The following is a 20,768-nucleotide window of genomic DNA, read 5'->3' as shown; positions in this document are numbered from 1 at the left end:
TGGGCCTCCACGAATTATCCATTCGTGGAGGCCCGTGTTCGTCGTCCAGAAACCCTTGACCCCCTGGCGAGTGGTGCGGTAGCGTCGCTTTCGCAGCCCTACATACCGCCCGGTTAGTATGTAGGCTGCCGGCTTCTTTGATCCAACGAGCGTCCCTCCGACGTCGAGGATCATCACGCGCGGGACGCGCTCCGGCCTGAATCGACGACCCGGTCGCACGATCTCGGGAGGGCCGAGAACGACGCGCCGCACATCCGAGCGACGAGAAGCACTTCATCCGTACGACATCGAGGACGGGATCATGTCAGCTGAACTACTCGGCGAAGTACCCGATGCAACCATTGTGACGGCCGGAGCGGCGCAGCCGTCCGGGGTCGGGCGGTAGAGCGTCATGGACACCTACGATTACATCGTCGTCGGAGGCGGAACCGCCGGGTGTGTTGTCGCTGCGCGGCTCACCGAGAATCCCGAGGTCCGGGTCTTGCTGCTGGAGGCGGGCGGTTCCGACCGCCGCCCGGACATCGAGAACCCGGGAGCCTGGCCGAGTTTGGCAGGCGGCGATGCGGATTGGAATTATTCGACGGTTCCGCAGGAAGTTCTCGGGCGGAGGGTCCCCGCGACCCGCGGCAAGGTCCTCGGCGGTTCGGGCTCGATCAACGTCATGGCGCACCTGCGTGGGCATCGACTCGACTACGACACCTGGGCAGCGGAGGGCGCGGAGGGTTGGGACCACGACTCGGTGTTGCCCTACTTCATGCGCTCCGAGGATGTCCCGGGCGGCGATCCACGATTTCGGGGCCGGGGCGGGCCACTGGCGCCGCGGCCGATCGGCTCGCCCCATTCGCTGTCACTTGCCCACGTCGAGGCGGCGCGTCAGGCGCAGCACCCGGTCGCGGCGGACCTCAACACCGGAGAGCTACTCGGGGCGGCGTGCCATGAATTGCTGATCGGCGGGAATCGACGACAGAGCACCGCGACTGCCTACCTCAGGCCGGCGCTCGGCCGAATGAACCTGACCGTTCGCACCGGGGCGAACTGCCGGCGCCTCGTCATCGTCGACGGTCGATGTCGCGGCGTGGAATACACCGAGGAAGGTGGTTCGGTCCGGGAGGCGGCGGCCGGCGAGGTGGTTTTGTGCGCCGGTGCCGTCGATTCCGTTCGGCTGCTGTTGCATTCCGGTGTCGGTCCCGCCCGGGACCTCGAATCGATCGGCGTGGACGTGGTGGTCGATTCGCCGGAGGTCGGTCTCAACTTGCAGGACCACATCCTGTTGGCGGGAGTCCGAATGCGCGCGGATCGACCGCTGCCGGCGCCGAGTGGCAACTACGCCGAGTCGACGTTGTTCGCGAAGACAGACCCGTCACAGTCCCGGCCGGAGTTGCAGATCGTGCAGATCCAGGTCGACTATCACACGCCGTGGCAACGGCCTGCCGAGAACAGCTTCACCTTCGGTATCGGGCACATGCGTCCGCGAAGCCGGGGGAGTGTTCGCCTGGCTTCTTCCGACCCCGAGGCACCCCTGCTGATCGACCCGAGATACCTCAGCGACCCGTACGATATCGGGCAACTGATCGCCGGAATCGAGATGGTGAACACTCTCGCCGAGACGAGTGCATTCGATGAGTGGGGCGGCACTTCGGATGCTCGCACGCTCCTTCGTCTCGACCGCTCGGACCTGGAGAAGGCGATACACGACGGCGTGAGCAGCTTTTTTCATCTTTCGGGGACCTGCCGCATGGGTGCCGACGCGACCGCGGTCGTCGATCCGCAACTTCGGGTGCGCGGCGTCGAGGGATTGCGTGTCGCAGACGCGTCGATCATGCCGAGCATCGTCTCGTGCAATACGAATGCCGCCACTGTGATGATCGGAGAGAAGGCCGCTGATCTGCTGTGCGGCAGATCAGCGGCGTGATTCAGGGCGCGGTCGGGTAATTCGACTGAATCGCGCGTGAATACCTCTAGCGCTTCGGGGTCACGGCCACTACACTACGTACCAACCGGTCGGTAGGACCGAATCTCGCACTCGACAAAGGAGGAGAAATGCACACCGGCATCACTCTCGTATTTCAGAACATCGACGGAAACGTCTCGGACGCAGAGACGTACCGCAACGAGTTGGATCTCGCGCTGCGGGCGGAGGCTGCCGGATTCGATTCGGTGTGGACGCCCGAACATCACTTCACCGCTTATGGCATGACTCCCGATGTCCCGCAGTTTCTCTCGTGGCTCGCAGCCAAGACGTCGACCGTCAAGCTGGGAACGATGGTGTCCGTTCTCCCCTGGCAGGATCCCATTCGGACTGCCGAGAACTTCATCCTGCTCGATCATCTGTCGGGCGGCCGCTCACTCCTGGGCATCGGCCGAGGCCTCGGGCGGGTGGAGTTCGACGGCTTCCGGGTGGAGATGGGCAAGTCGCGCAGGCTCTTCGCGGAGTATGCCGAAGCGATCCTGAATGGTCTCGAGTCCGGCGTCATCGAGGCCGACGGCGAACTGTACAAGCAGCCGGCCATGGACCTGCGCCCCGCGCCGTACGCGTCGTTCCGCGGTCGCACCTTCGCATCGGCGGTGTCTCCGCAATCGATCGACCTCATGGCGAGCCTGCAGGTCGGACTCATGGTCATCGCACAGAAGCCCTGGGACAAAGCCGAAGCCGAGATGCGTGACTATCGCGCCCGCTACCTCGAGATCAACGGCGAGGAGCCGGCCAAGCCGATCATCTGTGTCTTCGTCGGAGTGGGAGAGACGGAAGCCGAAGGCAGGCAAATGCGCGATGTCTACCTCCGGCGTTACGCGGAGTCGACCGTCGAGCACTACGAATTCGACAACGTCGGCTTCGCGAAGATCGAAGGCTACGAGTATTACGCAGGGCTGAGCCGCAACATCGAGAAGCACGGCGTCGACGGCTTCTGTGACTTCCTCGCCGATCTCCAGGTCTGGGGAACGCCGGACCAGGTCGTCGACCGGATCCTCGAGTATGTCGAACGGCTGGATGCGGGCGGGGTCCTGCTGGCACCGTCCTTCGGCGGAATGCCGCCCGAAGTGTCGTCCCGGAACTTCGAATTGATTGCTTCCGAAGTTCTTCCGCGTCTCAAGGCGCACAACGTCGGCGGCGAGCTCGGTGTCACCTACGGCGTCGACCGCGCACTGACGCCGACGTCGTAGCAACTCATCGGCTTCTCGGGGCCGAACTGTCCATGCGTGTTCGTCGAGCCGGCGGCACTTACCAACGATTTTCGAGTAGTGAGGGTGTGATTGTGACTGTGGTTGATGTGGATGTGGCGGCTGCGTGTTTGATTGGTGGTCGGTGGGTGTCGGGGTCGGGTACGGATGTGATCGGGGTGTTCAATCCGGCTTCGGGGGAGCGGATTGCGGATTTGGTGCCGGCGACGGTTGAGGATGCGGAGGCGGCGGTGGTGGCGGCTGCGGTGGCTGCGGTGGAGTGGGGTGCGCGGCCGTTGTCGGAGCGGGTGCGGTTTTTGTATCGGATGAAGGCGATTCTCGAGGAGAATGTGGAGTCGTTGGCGCGCACGATCACGGTCGATCAGGGTAAGACGTTGGATGAGGCGCGGGGGGAGGTGGGGCGGGCTGTGGATTTTGTGGAGACGGCGATTGCGGCTCCGATGCTGTATCGCAGCGATGCGGTGAATGTCACCACTGGTGTGGATGCGCGGCGGGTGCGGGAGCCGTTGGGGGTGTGTGTGGCGGTGACGCCGTCGAACTTCCCGGTGATGAACACGGTGCAGTTCTCGGCGTGGGCGTTGGTGACGGGTAATGCGTTGATCATCAAGGCGTCCGAGCAGGATCCGTTGGCGTCCATTGCGGTGATTCGGTTGTTGCAGCAGGCGGGTCTGCCGGATGGGGTGCTGAGTTTGGTGCATGGCCGGGCGGATGTGGTGCAGTACCTGGTTGCGCATCGGTCGGTGGCGGCGGTGTCGTGCATTACGTCGTCGCCGACGGCGCGGGCTATTTATGCGGCGGCTGCGGCGGCGGGGAAGCGGGTGCAGGCCAATGGTGGTGCGAAGAATCCGATCGTGGTGGCCCCGGATGCGGATGTGGATCGGGCGGCGGCCGGGATCGTGTCGTCGTCGTTCGGGATGGCGGGTCAGCGTTGCCTGGCGGGGAGTCGGGTGGTGGTGGTCGGTGATGTCTACGGCGATCTGATGGATCGTGTGGTGGCGTTGGCTGATCAGTTGGTGGTCGGTGACGGTGCGGTCGAGGGTGTGACGATGGGCCCGGTGGTCAGCGCCGAGAGTAAGGAGCGGATCCTGGCGGCGTTGGGGGAGGCGGAGGATCTGGGTGCGACGTTCGTCCTCGATGGTCGGGGTGTGAAGCCGGTGGGTGGTGTGGGGGTGGAGAACGGGTATTTCGTCGGTCCGACGATTGTTGCGGATCTGGATCCGCGGCATGGGGTGGAGCGGGCGGAGTTGTTCGGGCCGGTGATCAATGTGCATCGGGTGGATACGCTGGCGGAGGCGATTGCGTTGTCGAATGATACGGAGTTCGGTAATGCGGCTGCGGTGTTCACGTCTTCGGGTGTGGTGGCGGCGGAGTTCGAGCGGGGTGTGCGGGCCGGGAATGTGGGGGTCAATGCGTTTCCGGCGCCGCCGGCGAATGTGACTATGGGTGGGTACGGTGCGTCGTTTTATGGGGATTCGCATGTGTGTGGTGCGGCGCCGTTGGATTTCTTCACTGATCAGAAGTTGGTCGTGACCCGATGGTGAACACCGCGCGGCGAATGAGTAGGCGAGCGACGTGACCTCCGCGGTCGTCATCGACGCGGTCCGGTCGCCGATGGGCAGGGCCCGCCCGGCTGGCGCACTGGCCGGTGTTCATCCGGTCGAGCTGCTGGCGCAGGTGGTGTCCGCGCTGGTGGAGCGCACGGCCGTGGATCCCGGCGAAGTCGACGATCTTCTGGTCGGCTGTGTCACGCAGTCGTCCGAGCAGTCCGGCAACGTCGGGCGGATGGCGTGGCTGGCAGCAGGACTGCCGGAGCATGTGCCGTCCGTGACCATCGAGCGCAAATGCGGTTCCGGTCAGCAGGCGTTGCAGTTCGCCGCCCAGGGTGTGATGGCAGGGTCGTACGACATCGTGATCGCCGCCGGCGTCGAGTCGATGAGCCGCGTGCCGATGGGATCGAATCGGCAGGGAGCCGATATCTACGGTCCGTCGGTGAACGAGCGGTACGCTCCGGGACTGCTACCTCAGGGCGTCGCCGCCGAACTCATCGCCCACCGGTGGAATCTCGACAGGAAACAACTCGACGAGTTCGCTGCGCGCTCGCACCAGCTCGCGGCGAGGGCGGAGTCGTCCGGAGCCTTTGCGCGTGAGATCGTGCCTATCCGAGTTCCGACCACAGAGCAGATGGTGTATCGGGACGAGACCATCCGTCCCGGTACCACCCTCGACTCGATCGGCATGCTCACGCCGTCCTTTTGCACCGAGGAGTACGCCGATCGGTTTCCGGAAGTGCGGTGGCACGTCACACCGGCGAACTCGTCGCAATTGACCGACGGCGCGAGCGCGGTGCTGATCGCCAGCGAACGGGCGGCACGACGAATGGGGTGGCGTCCCCGGGCCCGGCTCCGGTCCTTCTACGCCTGCGGTGACGATCCGTTGCTGATGCTGACCGCTCCGATCGCGGCGACACGGGAGATCCTGGCTCGCACCGGTTTGACCATCGACCAGATCGACCACTTCGAGGTCAACGAGGCATTCGCCTCAGTGCCGCTGGCGTGGCGGTCGGATCTGGACGCCGACATCGATCGCCTCAATCCGCGAGGGGGTGCGATCGCGCTCGGTCATCCGCTCGGGGCGACGGGGTGCCGGTTGCTGACGACGATGTTGCACGCGATGGAGGACGCAGACCAGCGACGGGGGTTGCAGACGGTATGTGAGGCGGGCGGCATGGCAAACGTCCTCGTACTGGAAAGAGATTGACGGGTGCGGGACGCCCCTACCGGGGCGTCCCGCACCTCCCATCGAGAAGGCAGGAGCACTCCCATGAGCGACAGGGTCCGTTTGGACAGTGTGGAGCGGGCGATCGCCGACATCGCGGCCGGTAAGGCGGTCGTGGTCGTCGACGACGAGGACCGGGAGAACGAGGGTGACATCATCTTCGCCGCGGAGAAGGCCACCCCGGAGCTGATGGCATTCACCATTCGGTATTCCAGTGGGGTCATCTGTGTGCCGTTGGCGCCTGAGATGCTCGACCGGCTGGATATTCCGTTGATGACTCCGCACAACCAGGACCGGATGCGCACCGCGTACACGGTGTCGGTGGACGCCGCCGATGGTGTGAGCACGGGGATCTCTGCGGCCGATCGGGCACGGACGGCTCGGGTCCTTGCCACTGCGGGCTCGGTGCCGTCGGATCTGACGCGGCCCGGTCACGTATTTCCCCTTCGCTACCGCGAGGGTGGGGTGTTGGTGCGTCGCGGCCATACAGAGGCTGCGGTGGATCTGGCCAGGATGGCGGGGTTGGCCCCGGCGGGTGTGCTGGTGGAAGTCGTCAACGACGACGGCACCATGAAGCGGGCTCCTGAACTGCGAGAATTCGCCGACACGCACGGTCTGGCGATGATCTCCATCGACAGCCTGGTGGCGTACCGACGTCGGCACGAGTTGCTCGTGGAGCGGGTGGCGGCCACACGGTTGCCGACGCGCCACGGCGACTTCACTGCCTTCGGCTATCGCGTGGAAATCGACGGCACCGAGCACATCGCATTGGTACACGGTGACGTCTCGGCTGCGGGCCCGGTGCTCACGCGAGTGCATTCGGAGTGCCTGACCGGTGATGTCTTCGGATCGTGTCGCTGCGATTGTGGGCCGCAACTGACCGAGGCGATGGAGCGGATCCGGTGCGAGGGCAGCGGCGTGGTGATCTATCTGCGCGGGCACGAAGGGCGCGGCATCGGGTTGGCGGCGAAGCTGCAGGCCTACAGTCTCCAGGACTTCGGCCGGGACACCGTCGATGCAAATCTGGATCTCGGTCTGCCCGTCGACGCCCGTCACTACGGGACGGCTGCGCAGATCGTGCGGGATCTGGGTATCGGGTCTGTGCGATTGCTGACGAACAATCCGCAGAAGGTGACGTGTCTGCAGGACGCGGGCATCGAGGTGGTCGCCCGTGTACCGCTGACAACGCGGCCGAACGGTCACAATCTGGGCTACCTGCGGACCAAGCGGGACCGGATGGGGCACGATCTCCCCGATCTGTGCCCGCCGGCGACACCTGTGCGTGAGCGCAGCATCACCGCCTTCGGCTGAGCGACCGCCGGCCAGCCTGTATACCGCGCCTGAACTCTGCGTTTGCTGCCGTGCTCGCAGTCACGACACGCTCGAGTACCTGGGAGAGAGAACGGGAGTTGAACTCACCGTCACCAGGCTGTAGAACGTACATCGGATAGCGGGCTCGATTCGTCAAGAGGTGGCGCATGACTGTATGGCCGACTTCTTACGGTGGATGCGGCCATGCCCGGCAGTGAGTCATCCGCAGAGTTCGGGGTGCCAGCCAAGTCGAGGCGGGGAAAAGCCGGCAATCTTCCGCTGGACCTGACCAGTTTCGTCGGCCGTCGGCACGAGACGGCCGACACTCGCCAACTGCTGTCCGGATCGCGGCTGGTGACCCTGATCGGTGCCGGGGGAGTGGGAAAGACCCGACTCGCCCTGCGGGTCGCCGACATCTCACGCAGGACGTACGACGACGGGGTGTGGCTCGTCGAACTCGGTGAACTACACGACGGAGACCTCCTGGCCCAGACAGTGTCGGGAGCGCTGGGTCTGCAGGACCACTCCGTCCGGCCGCCGATGGCCGTGCTCACCGAACAGCTTGCGGACAGCCGGATACTCTTGGTCCTGGACAATTGCGAACATCTGGTCGACGCCGTTGCTGCTTTCGCGCACGCTGTACTGCGAATCTGTCCCGGTGTTCACATCCTCGCCACGAGCCGAGAGTCTCTCGACATTCGTGGGGAGGTGGTGGTCCGAGTGCCCCCGCTGTCACTGCCGGAGCTCACCCGGTCGACGTCGACGCTCCGTGAGATTTCCCGATACGACGCGGTGATCCTGTTCGAACAGCGTGCGGGAACCGCGGTGCCGGGTTTCGCGCTCACCGACAGCAATATCGGTGCGGTGGCCGAGATCTGCCGACGGCTGGAAGGCCTGCCGCTGCCGATCGAACTAGCCGCGGCACGGCTGCGGGCGATGTCGGTCGAGCAGATCGTGGAGCGCCTTGGCGACAGATTGCGACTTCTCACGCTGGGAGGACGAGGAACACCGTCGCGGCAGCAGACCTTGAGGGTGTGTATCGACTGGAGCTACGACCTGTGCTCGTCGCAGGAACAGTGGTTGTGGGCACGGCTGGCGGTGTTCGCCGGTGGTTTCGAGCTCGACGCCGCCGAGGGCGTCCTCGCCACCGACCCACCTGAAGAGCTGATCGACCTGCTCACATCACTGGTCGACAAGTCCGTCCTGATCCGCGAAGAGGTCGGGCCGGTGGTGCGGTATCGCCTGCTGGACACGATTCGTGAATACGGACGCGAGAAATTGCATGAATCGGGCGGGTCCGCGGACCTTCGAAAACGGCACAGAGATTGGTACGAGCAGCTCGTGCTGCGGGCCAAGGCGGAATGGATCGGTCCGCGGCAGGTGGAATGGATTGCTCGGCTGGACCGCGAGCAGCCGAACCTGCGCGACGCAATGGAGTACTGCCTCAGCGAGGACGCCGGGGCGGAAGCGGGGATGCGAATAGTCACCGCCCTGTACCAATTCTGGTTTGTTCGCCGACTGTTCAGCGAAGGCCGTCATTGGCTCGATCGTGCACTCGCAAGTCAGGAGAGCCAGCACCCGTTCGATCGGATCGAAGCGTTGTGCACCAGCAGCACGATGGCCGCCCTGCAGGGCGACGTCGATGCCGGCACCGTGTCGGCGGACCAGGCACGCCTTCTGGCCGCACGGGTCGGGGACCCAGACCTCGAAGCGTTGGTCGTCTTCGCGGAAGGGTGCCTCGCCGTGTCCAGGGGGGAGCTTCAGCAGGGCATTACCAGTCTCGAAAAGGCGATCGGTGTCTTCCGTGCAGGCAGGAATCTTATCCAGTTGGTCCCGGCGCTGGTCTGGCTGGCGCTCGCCTTCGAGATGAACGGGGACATCCAGCGGGGTACGGCAAGCTACGAGGAACTCATTGCTCTCACCGAGTCTCGGGGAGAGAAGATCTGGCGAGCAATGGCGTTGTGTGACTACGGTTTCACGCTGTGGCAGCACGGCGAGCGGAGCCGGGGGACGGCGCTGCTCGAGGATGGTCTGCGGTTGTCGCGAATGGTGGGAAGTCAACTGAGCTACGCGTGGGCTCTAGAGCAATTCGCGTGGACCGACGTCGAACAGAGACCGGAGAGGTCCGCGGTGCTGCTGGGTGCAGCAGACGTACTGTTCAAGGCGATCGGCGGTCGCGCACCTGCTCTGACGAATCTGGCGACGTTACACGAGAAATCTCGGCAGCACGCTCGGACATCGCTCGGCGACAGAGCATTCGAGGCCGCAATGCAGCGCGGTGCAGCACTGAGTGTGGACGAGGCCGTTGCCTACGCCTTGGGGGAACAGCCGCGAACCGAGGTGCCCGCGACGAGTAACGCGACCCTCGGTCTGACCCGGCGTGAGCAACAAGTGGCCGAACTGGTCGCCGAAGGGTTGAGCAACCGGGCAATCGCCGAACGGCTCGTGATTTCGCAGCGCACCGTCGAAGGTCATGTCGAGCACTCCCTCGTCAAACTCGGATTCACCTCGCGTACGCAACTTGCCGCGTGGGTCCACGAACAGAAACCCGGTCGCTGAGATCTCAGCTGATGCCGAGCCGCGGACCTGGTATTTCCGCAATCATCGATCCGCGTCGTCGCCACTACGTGGTACCTGGGACAGACGGACGGGTAGCGAATAGGTAGTTTCCCGCTGGCCCGGGGGCCGGCCCACGGGGATTCTCGTGTGATGGCAGTCACGGACATGCGCAGGAGCGATGTCAGCCCTCGAAACCGGTCGCACGAACCATGGTCGTTCTCGCCGTTCCCACACGTCCGATCGTGCCGCACTGCACACGCCTCGACGCAACCAACCCCGACCCGTGTCAGACCGGGCCGCGAACAGAGAGGAACACCCAGATGGAGTTCGGAATCTTCATTCCCAGCGCTCGCAATGGTTACATCATTTCCGAGACTGCCCCGCAGTACTCACCGACGTACTCGCACATGAAGGAGATCGTTCAGACCGGGGAGGAGCACGGTTTTTCGTTCGCACTGTCGCTGTCGGCTCTCCGCGGTCACGGTGGCACGACCCGCTTCTGGGACGACGCACTGGAATCGATGACCCAGATGGCAGCTCTGGCACGCGATACGACGGCGATGAAGCTCATCGGCTCCGTGAACATCCTCGCCATTCATCCCGCGATAGCGGCTCGTATGGCCATGACGGTCGACCAGATCAGCGAGGGACGTTTCTCACTCAACATCGTTCCCGGGGGCTGGCACCCCCGTGAGCTCGAGACCATGAACGTGTGGCCCGGTTACGAGTACAACGACTACCGCTGGCAGTACGCGGGCGAGTACTGCCAAGTGGTGCGGGAGCTCTGGGAGAAGGGCGTGTCCAACTTCAAGGGCAAGCACTTCCAGTACGAGGACCTCCGGATGGGCCCGAAACCCGACCATCACATGAACATCGTGTGCGCGGGCGCCTCGGATGACGCCATCCAGTTCACCACCAAATATGCCGACTACTCATTCCGCCTGGCATGGGGCGGCAAAGACGCTCTCGAGGGTGTCGTCGAGCGATTCAACGCGCAGATGGACGAGGCAGGCCGGACCATCCGGCCCTACGTCGCCCTCGGTGTCGTCATGGCCGACACCGACGAGGAAGCAGAGGCCAAGCTGCAGAACTTCATCGACAACGCGGACCTGGCCGCGATCAACTACATGCTCGGCGGAGCGTCGACCGACTCCGCGCAGGGAGGTACCTCGGAGATCCTCGCGAGCATGGATACCAAAGGCGCCGTGCAGATGTCCACGGACTTCATCACCGGTTCGCCGGAGAGTATCGCCCGTCAGCTCGACGAGTGGGCCGAAATCGACGTCGCCGGATACATGCTCGTCTTCCCGGACTACGTCGAGGACATCAAGCGCATGGGTAGAGAAGTGTTCCCACTGATGAAGAACTTCACTCCGCCGATCGCGCTGCAGGCGGTGTGAGCGAAGTCGGGTCCGGCCGTGTGGAAACGGCCGGACCCGGCCACCTGATCGTGAAGATTCCACAATACGTCTGTCCGTGACCGAGATTGAGGATGTGACCATGTCCGCAACACTGTTCAGCGAAGACCTGAAGACAAATATCAAGAAGGCCGAAAGGATGCTGATCGGCGGCGAATGGGTCGATTCGGCCACGGCCGAGACGATCGCCGTCGAAGATCCCGCAACCGGCGCGGTCGTCGCGAGCGTCCCGGCCGGTGACGCCCGGGACGTCGACCGCGCAGTCGACGCGGCACGGACGGCGTTCCGCGGTCGGTGGAGCCGGCTCACACCACAGGAACGTGGCCTGTTGCTGTGGCGCCTCGCGGATCTGATCGAGGAGCGTGCGCAGGAACTCGCCGAGTTGGAATCACTCGACGCGGGAATGCCCATCGGCGAAGCACGTTACGTCGACGTGGCCTTCTCCATCGACATTCTCCGGTACTACGCGGGCTGGCCGACCAAGATCACGGGTGACACCATTCCGGTGTCGTTCCCGACGAATTTCGGTGGGCCCTACCATGCCTATACACTGCGTGAGCCGCTCGGCGTGGTGGGGTGCATCGTCCCGTGGAATCTGCCGTTGATGATGGCGGTCAAGAAGATCGCGCCTGCGCTGGCGGCAGGTAACACCGTGGTGGTCAAGCCGGCCGAGCAAACTCCGCTGTCGATCGCGCTTCTCGGTGAACTGGTTCTCGAAGCCGGCTTCCCGGATGGAGTGTTCAATTACGTCACCGGGTACGGCGAGACGGTGGGCGCAGCTCTGGTCGAGCACCCGGATGTGAACAAGATCAGCTTCACCGGCTCGGGATCCACAGGTAAGGCGATCATCAAGGCATCCACGGGCAACCTCAAGCGAGTGTCGCTCGAGCTGGGCGGAAAATCGCCCAACATCATCTTCGCCGACGCAGACCTCGGCAAGGCCATCCCGTCCGCGGCATTGGCGATCTTCGCCTGCCAGGGGGAGAGTTGTGTTGCCGGATCGCGTCTGTACGCTCACCGCTCGGTGTTCCAAGATGTCGTAGACGGTCTGGTCGAGGCGGCCGAAAGTATCCAATTGGGGCGTGGTCTCGAGGCAACGTCACAGATGGGTGCTCTGATCTCGGCCGAACACCGAGACCGGGTGATCGGGTTCATCGATCTGGCCCGCAGCGAAGGCGCCGAGATCCTCACCGGTGGAACGGTGTGGGGCGAAAACGGGTACTTCGTGGAGCCGACGGTCCTGACCAACGTCCGTCCGGATTCGAGGGTTCTGCGCGAGGAGATTTTCGGTCCGGTCCTGACGATCGTGCCGTTCGACACCGAGGACGAGGTGCTGGAGCTGGCCAACGACACGCACTACGGTCTCGGTGCAGCAGTGTGGACACGCGACCTCGGCCGCGCCCACCGCATGGCCACGGCGATCGAATCCGGCCAGGTGTGGATCAACTGTTATCAGACGGTCGACGCGGCACTGCCTTTCGGCGGATACAAGCAGTCGGGCTGGGGCCGGGAGACGTGCAAGGAAAGTCTCGACGAGTACCTCGAGCTCAAGACCGTGGTGGTCGGGCTGTAACGGCCGGCGGCACTTACCAACGATTTTCGAGTAGTGAGGGTGTGATTGTGACTGTGGTTGATGTGGATGTGGCGGCTGCGTGTTTGATTGGTGGTCGGTGGGTGTCGGGGTCGGGTACGGATGTGATCGGGGTGTTCAATCCGGCTTCGGGGGAGCGGATTGCGGATTTGGTGCCGGCGACGGTTGAGGATGCGGAGGCGGCGGTGGTGGCGGCTGCGGTGGCTGCGGTGGAGTGGGGTGCGCGGCCGTTGTCGGAGCGGGTGCGGTTTTTGTATCGGATGAAGGCGATTCTCGAGGAGAATGTGGAGTCGTTGGCGCGCACGATCACGGTCGATCAGGGTAAGACGTTGGATGAGGCGCGGGGGGAGGTGGGGCGGGCTGTGGATTTTGTGGAGACGGCGATTGCGGCTCCGATGCTGTATCGCAGCGATGCGGTGAATGTCACCACTGGTGTGGATGCGCGGCGGGTGCGGGAGCCGTTGGGGGTGTGTGTGGCGGTGACGCCGTCGAACTTCCCGGTGATGAACACGGTGCAGTTCTCGGCGTGGGCGTTGGTGACGGGTAATGCGTTGATCATCAAGGCGTCCGAGCAGGATCCGTTGGCGTCCATTGCGGTGATTCGGTTGTTGCAGCAGGCGGGTCTGCCGGATGGGGTGCTGAGTTTGGTGCATGGCCGGGCGGATGTGGTGCAGTACCTGGTTGCGCATCGGTCGGTGGCGGCGGTGTCGTGCATTACGTCGTCGCCGACGGCGCGGGCTATTTATGCGGCGGCTGCGGCGGCGGGGAAGCGGGTGCAGGCCAATGGTGGTGCGAAGAATCCGATCGTGGTGGCCCCGGATGCGGATGTGGATCGGGCGGCGGCCGGGATCGTGTCGTCGTCGTTCGGGATGGCGGGTCAGCGTTGCCTGGCGGGGAGTCGGGTGGTGGTGGTCGGTGATGTCTACGGCGATCTGATGGATCGTGTGGTGGCGTTGGCTGATCAGTTGGTGGTCGGTGACGGTGCGGTCGAGGGTGTGACGATGGGCCCGGTGGTCAGCGCCGAGAGTAAGGAGCGGATCCTGGCGGCGTTGGGGGAGGCGGAGGATCTGGGTGCGACGTTCGTCCTCGATGGTCGGGGTGTGAAGCCGGTGGGTGGTGTGGGGGTGGAGAACGGGTATTTCGTCGGTCCGACGATTGTTGCGGATCTGGATCCGCGGCATGGGGTGGAGCGGGCGGAGTTGTTCGGGCCGGTGATCAATGTGCATCGGGTGGATACGCTGGCGGAGGCGATTGCGTTGTCGAATGATACGGAGTTCGGTAATGCGGCTGCGGTGTTCACGTCTTCGGGTGTGGTGGCGGCGGAGTTCGAGCGGGGTGTGCGGGCCGGGAATGTGGGGGTCAATGCGTTTCCGGCGCCGCCGGCGAATGTGACTATGGGTGGGTACGGTGCGTCGTTTTATGGGGATTCGCATGTGTGTGGTGCGGCGCCGTTGGATTTCTTCACTGATCAGAAGTTGGTCGTGACCCGATGGTGAGCACAGAGCATAGGGGACGAGTGCACGAGTGCGACGGTTTCATTGTCGCCGGAAGTCGGCGAGGATGCGGTCCCGCAGTGCCGGGTCGAGTTCCTCGATCGACAGTTCGCCGAGGGTGTGCACCGTCTGCTTCATCTGGTCGACGTAGTGGGCGCAGCCGCCGCATTCGCACACGTGCGTCTCGAACCTGGCCTTGGCCTGCGCGGCGAACGCATCCTCGAGGTAGACGGTGACGAGTTCGACGAGTTCCTGACAGTCCATCGTTCGTTTCGATTCCTTCACGGGAGTGCCTCCTGAGTCCCGCCGACCCAGCGTCTGCGGCTATTGGCACAGTGTCCGGAATTGCCCGGATCGTTACACGGGACGGTGGCGAGAGCCGGTGGGCGTACGGTCGAGGTCATGACCGAGGACAATCAGGTTGCGCCGTGGGACGACATCTACCGAGGCGATGCGAAGGAATTTTCGGGGCCGGTGCCGTGGAACATCGGTGAGCCGCAGCCCGAGATCGCCGCGCTGATCGAGGAAGGCAAATTCCGCAGCGATGTGCTGGATGCGGGGTGCGGACACGCCGAAACGTCCCTGCAGCTGGCGGCGCAGGGGTATACGGTGGTCGGTCTGGACCTGTCGCCGACAGCCATCGCGGCAGCTCAGGCTGCAGCGGCCGATCGTGGCCTGACGACGGCCACGTACCAGGTGGCGGACATCAGCTCGTTCACGGGTTTCGACGGCCGCTTCGCCACGATCGTCGACAGCACCCTCTTCCATTCCCTGCCCGTGGACCGGCGTCGCGACTACCTGCAGGCCGTAGCCCGGGCGGCCGCACCCGGCGCGTCCTACTACATCCTGGTGTTCGCGAAGGGCGCCTTCCCCGAGGGGCAGGGACCGAACCCGGTGACCGACGACGAGCTACGGGAGGCCGTCGCCGAATACTGGATCATCGACGACCTCCGCCCGGCGTTCATTCACGCGCTGCTCGGCCCGGAGGAGGCCGCGAACTGGCAGCGCGACGACAAGGGCCGGGCCATGCTGCCGGCGTGGCTGCTGTCGGCGCACCGCGACTGAGGCGCGGAGTGGGACTTCGTCGACGCCTATACGTGTGCGCCGACGTCGTCGAGATGCGTCGTCATGCCCATCGCGGTGGCGGGATCGGTATCCCATCCGATGGCGACCGCGGCGAGCAGTGCTGCCGCGGTCGCGGTGACCTGGGGTTCGGGGATGACGGTGAGATCGCGGCCGGTGACCGCCTTCTTGGTCTCGACCCATCCGGGCGATCGGGACCAACCGCCCGCGGCGTAGACGGCCGGTTGCCCGGGTAGGCATGCCGCGACTGCGTCCTGCGCGCGGGCACCGATCCGCGCGAGGGCGCCGAGAACCGCGGAGGCACGCGAGAGCGGTGACGTGGGGGCGTCGGGGGTGTAGCGGGGCAGCGCGCCGCCTCGGCTGCCGGGGACGAACACCGGCGCGTGCAGGTAGTCGTCGGTTGGGGTGTCGCCGGAGATCATCTCCTGCAGGCGGGCACCGACGGCGGCGTCCTGGGACGCCCATTCGACGTTGCGGGCCAGTTCCTCCACGGAAAGCACAGTGGTTCCGGCAGAAAGGATTCCGGGTGCGACATCGAGGTCGTCGCTGCGGGGTATTCCTTTCTCGGGAGCCTGGGCGACGACGACCTCGGCGGTGCCCATCGAGTCGAGGACGGCACCGGGGTCCATCGCGTGTACTCCCCAGCCGCCGATCGGATGATCGTGGCCGCCGGCGACGACGACGGCGTCGGGATCGATGACACCCGCGGTGACGAGACGGTCGGAGAGGAATCCGCCGATGACGTCACCGGCCCGGCGCACCGGCGGCAGCAACGCGGCCGTGCCGATGCCGGCGGCCACCCGGTCCTCGATCCACCGCCGGCCGTGACCGTCCCACGCGGCGGTGCGGGCGGCGAGGGTGTCGCTGAAGAACGGGGTGCCGGTCCACACACTCGACGGGTAGTCGGTGAGCGCAACCCACGACCGGGCCTGCGCGGCGCCGGGTTGGTCTGTTGCCCAACGCCATCCGACGAGAGTACGTGCGGCGTCGTCGGCGGTGCAGAGCGCCGCGTCCGGCCGGAGCCGCGGGGCCAGGTCGGCGAACACGTCGGCGCGCCGGGTGTCGAACCAGGCCAGTGCCGGGGTGAGCGGGGTCAGGGCGTCGTCGACGAGCACACCGTCCTCGCCGACCCCGGCCACGCTCACCGCGTGCACCCGGTAGGTGTCCGAGCAGATGTCGAGGATCATCTCCTCGATCGCGAACAGCAGATGTTGTGCGTCGACGGACAGGTCGACCGCACCGCGGGGAGTGGTGCGCCGCCGCCTGGCGACGACCGCCCCCTGAGGTGTGAGCGCCACGACCTTCGTGTTCGTGCTCCCGATATCGACGCCGCACACCACCGGTGAGCGCCCACTGCGGTCTCGTGTCATCTGTCCTGTCCTCGTCGTCTGCCGTCGGAGTACCCGCTCAGGCGGGGAAACTCACCTTCCGGGTCAGGGTGCCGATCTCCTTCAGCACGCGCTCGCCTTCGCTGCGTTCGCGTTGCCAGATGTTGCGGCCGACGATGATTCCGCGGGCGCCGGCGCGCAGGGTCTGCCCGATGGCGTCGACGGTCTCGTCGACATCGCCGGCCAGCGGTCCGCCGGCGATGACGAGGGGGACGCGGAGTTCGTCGACGAGGCGGGCGGTGCGTTCCTCGCCGGGGAAGGCGATCTTGATGATGTGGGCGCCGAGGTCGTAGGCGATGCGGGCGACCTTCTCTTCTTGGACGACGACGTCGTCGGTGCGGGGTGCGCCCATGATGACCGGTTCGAGGACGAGGGGGATGTCCCAGGCGTCGCAGGCGGTGACGACCTTGCCGACGCGGGCGCACATGGCGGCGCGTTCGCTGCGGGAGATGTTCCAGGGGAAGAGCATTTTGACGGCGTCGACGCCCATCCGGACGGCTTCTTCGACGGTGGTGATCAGTTCGTGGGAGCCGCCGCCGTCGAGGGTGGTGACGTCGTAGTAGGTGTCGATGGTGAGTACGCGGCTCAGGTGTGGGTGTTCGGCGAAGAATTTCTCGGTCTGTTTGACCTGTCCGGGGGTCATCATGAATCCGGTGACGTCGGTGTCGGCCCAGGCGGCGAACGGTGCGGAGGGGGTTTCGAGGCCCTGGATGCGGTCGAAGATCAGTCCGTGATCGACCGGCATGATGATCGCCGCCCGGTCGTTGGGCAGTGTGCGGCGCATCCGGTATTCCATGCTCATTTTTCGGTTCACTTTCTTTTGTGGGTTGGTTCGAGGGGTTGGTTCGAACGGTGTGCAGGTACGTGAGCGGTCAGTGCGTCCAGGCGGTGTCGACGGGTCCGTCGTGACCGCTCGCCGCGGCCGCGGCGCACTGGATCATGAGGGCGACGGCGACGGCGCCGGGATCGAGCACGCCGCGGGCGACTTCGCCGACGTAGGACGCGCGGCCGCGGCGGGCCACGATGTCGCGGGTGGTCAGGGCGCCAGCCTGCGCGGCCTCGGCGGCAAGGTTCAGCGCGCGGACCGGGTCCACGTCGGCGGCAGCCTGCTCGCTCAGCGCCTGTGCGGCGGGAACCAGGGCGTCGACCATCGTCTTGTGCCCGACCTGCGCCTTCCCGTATCGCTGCACGGTCGCCACCGCGGCGGCCAGTCCGTCGGCGAGTTCGGTCAGGGTCGGGGTGTCCCCGGTCGCGCAGCGGGCGATGTCGCGGAAGAACATTCCGAACAGGGGCCCGCTGGTGCCGCCGGTGCCGAGGAACCCGCGCGAGACGGCGGTCAGCCAGGCGGTGAACGTCTGCGGCGACGTCGCGGTGATCTCGTCCCGGACCCGGGTGAACGCGGAGGTGAGGTTGGTGCCGAAGTCGCCGTCCCCGGCCTGGCGGTCGAGTTCACCGAGGGCGGTGGCCGCGCCGCCACCGGCCGAGGTGCCCAGCACCGTGGTCAGCATCGCGGCCACCCAGCGGGGCGCGAAGGTGGTCGGCAGTGCCGTTGCGGTCGTCGAGTTCATGTGTTGGGCTCCTTACCAATTCAGCGCGGGGGTCCGCACCGGGGCATCCCACAGCTTCAGTAGATCGGCGTCGACGGGGGTCAGGGTGACCGAGAAACCGTGCATGTCGAGCGAGGTCACGTAGGTGCCGACGAGCGTGCGGGCCACGGTGATGCCGCGGGCGCCCAGAAGCCGGTGCACGCCGCGGGCGGCGATCGACAGTTCCAGCGGGTAGGCGCCGCCGAGCCCGTTGACGATGGCCAGGACGGCGGAGCCGCGGCCCAGCCCCAGATCCCGGACCAGCGGGGTGACCAGCATTTCGCTCAGTTCGTCGGCGGAGGCGTACCGGACGCGGGAGGTGCCGCGTTCGCCGTGGATGCCCACCCCGAGCTCGACCTCGTCGTCGGCCAGGTCGAACGCCGGGCGGTCCTCGCCGGGGTGGGTGCCCGCCTGCAGGGCCAGGCTCATCGTCCGGGACGTGCGGGCGACGCGGCGGGCGGCGTCGGCCACCTCGGTGAGCGATCCGCCGAGTTCGGCGCGGGCCCCGGCGATCTTCTCCACCGCGACCACCGCCGCGGTACCCCGGCGGCCCGGTCCGTCGGCGTCGCCGTCGGTGGCGAGGTCGTCGTCGACGAGCACCATCTCGGTGTCGACGGCGTGGTCGCCGGCCAGTTCGCCGGCGATGGTGAAGTTCAGGACGTCGCCGGTGTAGTTCTTCACGATCTGCACCACCCCGCGGCCGCTGTCGGCGGCCAGGGTGCCCTCGTGGACCTGCAGGGCGGTGGGGCTGGCGAACACCGCTCCGGGGACGGCGACGTCGAGCATGCCGCGCCCGACGAACCCGGCGTGCAGCGGTTCGTGCCCGGACCCACCGCCGGAGACGAGTCCGACCTTGTCCCGGGCGGGGGTGGCGCGGCGGATCAGCTGTCGGTCGGTGTCGTAGGACACCAGGTCGGGGAAGGACAGTTCCATGCCCTCCAGCGCCTCCGTCACGGCGGTGCCGGGATCGTTGATGATCTGCCGTTTCATTGCGGCGGCTCCTTCGAAATCGAGTACTGCGGTGCGCCGCTGCGCGGCACGGGTGGGATGTCGTGGTGGTCGATGACGTGGTGGGTTTCGACGTCCAGGTCGCTCAGGCTCAGGCCCTTCTCGACGATCTCCTGCGACTCGGGCGGCAGGGTCAGCCAGTGCACGCACAGTGCGGCGACCACGTACAACCCGGCGAAGATGATGGTGACACCGCCCGCGCCGATCAGGCCGAGGAAGACCGCGACGATCAGCGGGCCGACGAACGTGGCGGCACCGGCGCCGAGGTTGAGCACGGCGATGGCGTTGCCCTTCTTGTCCGGGGCCATCAGCGACATCAGCACCGAGATGGGGGTGAAGCCGGCGAGGGTGATGCCGAACAGCGCGGCGCACAGTGCGGCTACCCAGTAGGCGCCGAAGGTCTGCGGCAGGAAGTACAGCAGCAGGCTGCTGACTGCGCAGCCGAGGCAGCCGAAGATGCGGAGGGTGCGGTGCCAGCCGATCTTGTCGCTGACGATGCCGAAGATCAGGTTGGCGAAGATGTTGGAGGCGCCGACGATGAACACCAGGCGCAGCCAGCCGCTGGTGCCGAAGCCGAGGTCGTCGGAGAAGATCGTGGGCAGGAACACCAGGAACCCGAATTGCGGTGCGGTGTTGATGATCCGGATGACGCAGCCGAGCCCGACCCGCGGGTTCTGGAAGGCGATCGCGATGCTTGCGACCAGGCTCTGCCCGGTGGTGGTCGACTCGGCCGCCAGCCGGTCGCCGCCGGAGACGCCGCGCAGCCCGATGAGGGCGAGCAGGCCGCCGGCGATCACGATGCCCAAAGACAGCCACAGGGTGGTGTATTCGCCGATGATCGGTTCGGTGCCGCTGGCAAGCAGTGAACCGAGGGTGGGCAGGCCGCCAGTGAAGGCGAAGTAGAACCAGCCGACGGCCGAGCCGAGGCGGCGGGCCGGGCTTGCGGCGAGCACCCACACCAGGAAGCCGTACGCGAACAGCGGGTATCCCAAACCGCGGATGCCGTAGCAGATCAGCATCAGCACGTAGTTCTCGGTGCCCAGGGCGACGGCGAGGAACAGCACCTCGAAGACGCCCCAGATCGCGAGACCGAGCCACATCACCCGGCGTGGCCCCCACGTTTCCGACAGCGCCCCCGACAGCCACGACCCCAGCGTCACCATCAGGCCGTAGACGCTGATGACGATCGCGGCACGCGAGTCGCTGCCGGCACCGTGGTCGGCGAGATACGGTGCGATGTAACCGGATTCGACACCGTCGCCGATCATGAAGAACAGCAGGCCGACGAAGCCGAGGAACAAGGTCGGGGGAAGGCCGATCCGTTCGATGAACGAGGCGAATCTGCCTTCGGAGATCTGATGTTGCATCGACATGTC

The 20,768-nt window shown here is 65.8% G+C and carries 16 protein-coding genes; 10 read left to right on the top strand and 6 right to left on the bottom strand.

Annotation, left to right across the window (positions count from 1 at the left end; genetic code table 11):
- Window positions 1-391: 391 nt before the first annotated feature.
- The 9 genes from P3H15_RS20340 to P3H15_RS20300 all read left to right on the top strand — a co-directional run bounded on the left by P3H15_RS20340 (window position 392) and on the right by P3H15_RS20300 (window position 14,330).
- Entirely contained in the window at window positions 392-1,912 is a 1,521-nt protein-coding gene (locus P3H15_RS20340; RefSeq protein WP_276138915.1) for a GMC family oxidoreductase, read from the top strand.
- A gap of 128 nt (window positions 1,913-2,040) precedes the next feature.
- Entirely contained in the window at window positions 2,041-3,162 is a 1,122-nt protein-coding gene (locus P3H15_RS20335; RefSeq protein ID WP_276138914.1) for an LLM class flavin-dependent oxidoreductase, read from the top strand.
- A gap of 92 nt (window positions 3,163-3,254) precedes the next feature.
- Window positions 3,255-4,721, top strand: coding sequence for an aldehyde dehydrogenase family protein (locus tag P3H15_RS20330; protein ID WP_276138908.1), 1,467 nt, complete (start codon window positions 3,255-3,257; stop codon window positions 4,719-4,721).
- A 31-nt stretch (window positions 4,722-4,752) separates the two neighbouring features.
- A complete protein-coding gene (locus P3H15_RS20325; protein WP_276138913.1) occupies window positions 4,753-5,937 on the top strand; it encodes a thiolase family protein in 1,185 nt (394 codons plus the stop codon).
- Between the two features lie 63 nt (window positions 5,938-6,000).
- Window positions 6,001-7,266 (top strand): bifunctional 3,4-dihydroxy-2-butanone-4-phosphate synthase/GTP cyclohydrolase II, encoded by a 1,266-nt coding sequence (locus P3H15_RS20320; protein ID WP_276138912.1) that lies wholly within the window; start codon window positions 6,001-6,003, stop codon window positions 7,264-7,266.
- 204 nt (window positions 7,267-7,470) lie between these two features.
- Entirely contained in the window at window positions 7,471-9,825 is a 2,355-nt protein-coding gene (locus tag P3H15_RS20315; RefSeq protein ID WP_276138911.1) for a LuxR C-terminal-related transcriptional regulator, read from the top strand.
- A 320-nt stretch (window positions 9,826-10,145) separates the two neighbouring features.
- Complete coding sequence (locus tag P3H15_RS20310; RefSeq protein WP_276138910.1) at window positions 10,146-11,225, top strand: LLM class flavin-dependent oxidoreductase; 1,080 nt, start codon at window positions 10,146-10,148, stop codon at window positions 11,223-11,225.
- A gap of 100 nt (window positions 11,226-11,325) precedes the next feature.
- Complete coding sequence (locus tag P3H15_RS20305; protein ID WP_276138909.1) at window positions 11,326-12,816, top strand: aldehyde dehydrogenase; 1,491 nt, start codon at window positions 11,326-11,328, stop codon at window positions 12,814-12,816.
- A 47-nt stretch (window positions 12,817-12,863) separates the two neighbouring features.
- Entirely contained in the window at window positions 12,864-14,330 is a 1,467-nt protein-coding gene (locus tag P3H15_RS20300; protein ID WP_276138908.1) for an aldehyde dehydrogenase family protein, read from the top strand.
- A gap of 39 nt (window positions 14,331-14,369) precedes the next feature.
- Here the strand turns inward: P3H15_RS20300 and P3H15_RS20295 are convergent, their stop codons facing one another.
- Window positions 14,370-14,612, bottom strand: coding sequence for an anti-sigma factor (locus P3H15_RS20295; RefSeq protein ID WP_276138907.1), 243 nt, complete (start codon window positions 14,610-14,612; stop codon window positions 14,370-14,372).
- 117 nt (window positions 14,613-14,729) lie between these two features.
- On the opposite strand from P3H15_RS20295, the gene P3H15_RS20290 reads away from it, so the two are divergent.
- On the top strand, window positions 14,730-15,392 hold the full coding sequence (locus P3H15_RS20290) for a class I SAM-dependent methyltransferase (RefSeq protein WP_276138906.1): 663 nt from the start codon (window positions 14,730-14,732) through the stop codon (window positions 15,390-15,392).
- A 26-nt stretch (window positions 15,393-15,418) separates the two neighbouring features.
- On the opposite strand, the gene P3H15_RS20285 is transcribed toward P3H15_RS20290, so the two are convergent.
- From P3H15_RS20285 to P3H15_RS20265, 5 genes are all read right to left on the bottom strand, one after another.
- A complete protein-coding gene (locus tag P3H15_RS20285; protein WP_276138905.1) occupies window positions 15,419-16,780 on the bottom strand; it encodes an FGGY family carbohydrate kinase in 1,362 nt (453 codons plus the stop codon).
- 37 nt (window positions 16,781-16,817) lie between these two features.
- The gene (locus tag P3H15_RS20280) at window positions 16,818-17,600 is read right to left on the bottom strand and encodes a class I fructose-bisphosphate aldolase (protein WP_276138904.1); all 783 of its coding nucleotides are present in this window, start codon (window positions 17,598-17,600) and stop codon (window positions 16,818-16,820) included.
- A gap of 70 nt (window positions 17,601-17,670) precedes the next feature.
- A complete protein-coding gene (dhaL, locus tag P3H15_RS20275) occupies window positions 17,671-18,366 on the bottom strand; it encodes a dihydroxyacetone kinase subunit DhaL (RefSeq protein WP_276138903.1) in 696 nt (231 codons plus the stop codon).
- Between the two features lie 12 nt (window positions 18,367-18,378).
- Window positions 18,379-19,374, bottom strand: a complete 996-nt coding sequence (locus P3H15_RS20270; protein WP_276138902.1) for a dihydroxyacetone kinase subunit DhaK — start codon at window positions 19,372-19,374, stop codon at window positions 18,379-18,381.
- The gene (locus P3H15_RS20265) at window positions 19,371-20,765 is read right to left on the bottom strand and encodes an MFS transporter (RefSeq protein WP_276138901.1); all 1,395 of its coding nucleotides are present in this window, start codon (window positions 20,763-20,765) and stop codon (window positions 19,371-19,373) included. The genes P3H15_RS20270 and P3H15_RS20265 overlap by 4 nt, the downstream gene beginning before the upstream one ends.
- Between the last annotated feature and the right edge of the window lie 3 nt (window positions 20,766-20,768).

Source organism: Rhodococcus sp. T2V (assembly GCF_029269925.1).
Lineage (GTDB): Bacteria > Actinomycetota > Actinomycetes > Mycobacteriales > Mycobacteriaceae > Rhodococcus_F > Rhodococcus_F koreensis.
The sequence above is the reverse complement of the archived record's forward strand: the minus strand, read 5'-3'. Positions and strand labels throughout refer to the sequence as shown.

What these genes read in the sequence shown, in the direction of transcription:
- P3H15_RS20280 (WP_276138904.1), bottom strand. Translation starts at nt 17,600, where the DNA reads ATGAGCATGGAATACCGGATGCGCCGCACACTGCCCAACGACCGGGCG.
- P3H15_RS20315 (WP_276138911.1), top strand. Translation starts at nt 7,471, where the DNA reads ATGCCCGGCAGTGAGTCATCCGCAGAGTTCGGGGTGCCAGCCAAGTCG.
- P3H15_RS20310 (WP_276138910.1), top strand. Translation starts at nt 10,146, where the DNA reads ATGGAGTTCGGAATCTTCATTCCCAGCGCTCGCAATGGTTACATCATT.
- P3H15_RS20265 (WP_276138901.1), bottom strand. Translation starts at nt 20,765, where the DNA reads ATGTCGATGCAACATCAGATCTCCGAAGGCAGATTCGCCTCGTTCATC.
- P3H15_RS20290 (WP_276138906.1), top strand. Translation starts at nt 14,730, where the DNA reads ATGACCGAGGACAATCAGGTTGCGCCGTGGGACGACATCTACCGAGGC.
- P3H15_RS20285 (WP_276138905.1), bottom strand. Translation starts at nt 16,780, where the DNA reads ATGACACGAGACCGCAGTGGGCGCTCACCGGTGGTGTGCGGCGTCGAT.
- P3H15_RS20340 (WP_276138915.1), top strand. Translation starts at nt 392, where the DNA reads ATGGACACCTACGATTACATCGTCGTCGGAGGCGGAACCGCCGGGTGT.
- P3H15_RS20335 (WP_276138914.1), top strand. Translation starts at nt 2,041, where the DNA reads ATGCACACCGGCATCACTCTCGTATTTCAGAACATCGACGGAAACGTC.
- P3H15_RS20305 (WP_276138909.1), top strand. Translation starts at nt 11,326, where the DNA reads ATGTCCGCAACACTGTTCAGCGAAGACCTGAAGACAAATATCAAGAAG.
- dhaL (WP_276138903.1), bottom strand. Translation starts at nt 18,366, where the DNA reads ATGAACTCGACGACCGCAACGGCACTGCCGACCACCTTCGCGCCCCGC.
- P3H15_RS20320 (WP_276138912.1), top strand. Translation starts at nt 6,001, where the DNA reads ATGAGCGACAGGGTCCGTTTGGACAGTGTGGAGCGGGCGATCGCCGAC.
- P3H15_RS20270 (WP_276138902.1), bottom strand. Translation starts at nt 19,374, where the DNA reads ATGAAACGGCAGATCATCAACGATCCCGGCACCGCCGTGACGGAGGCG.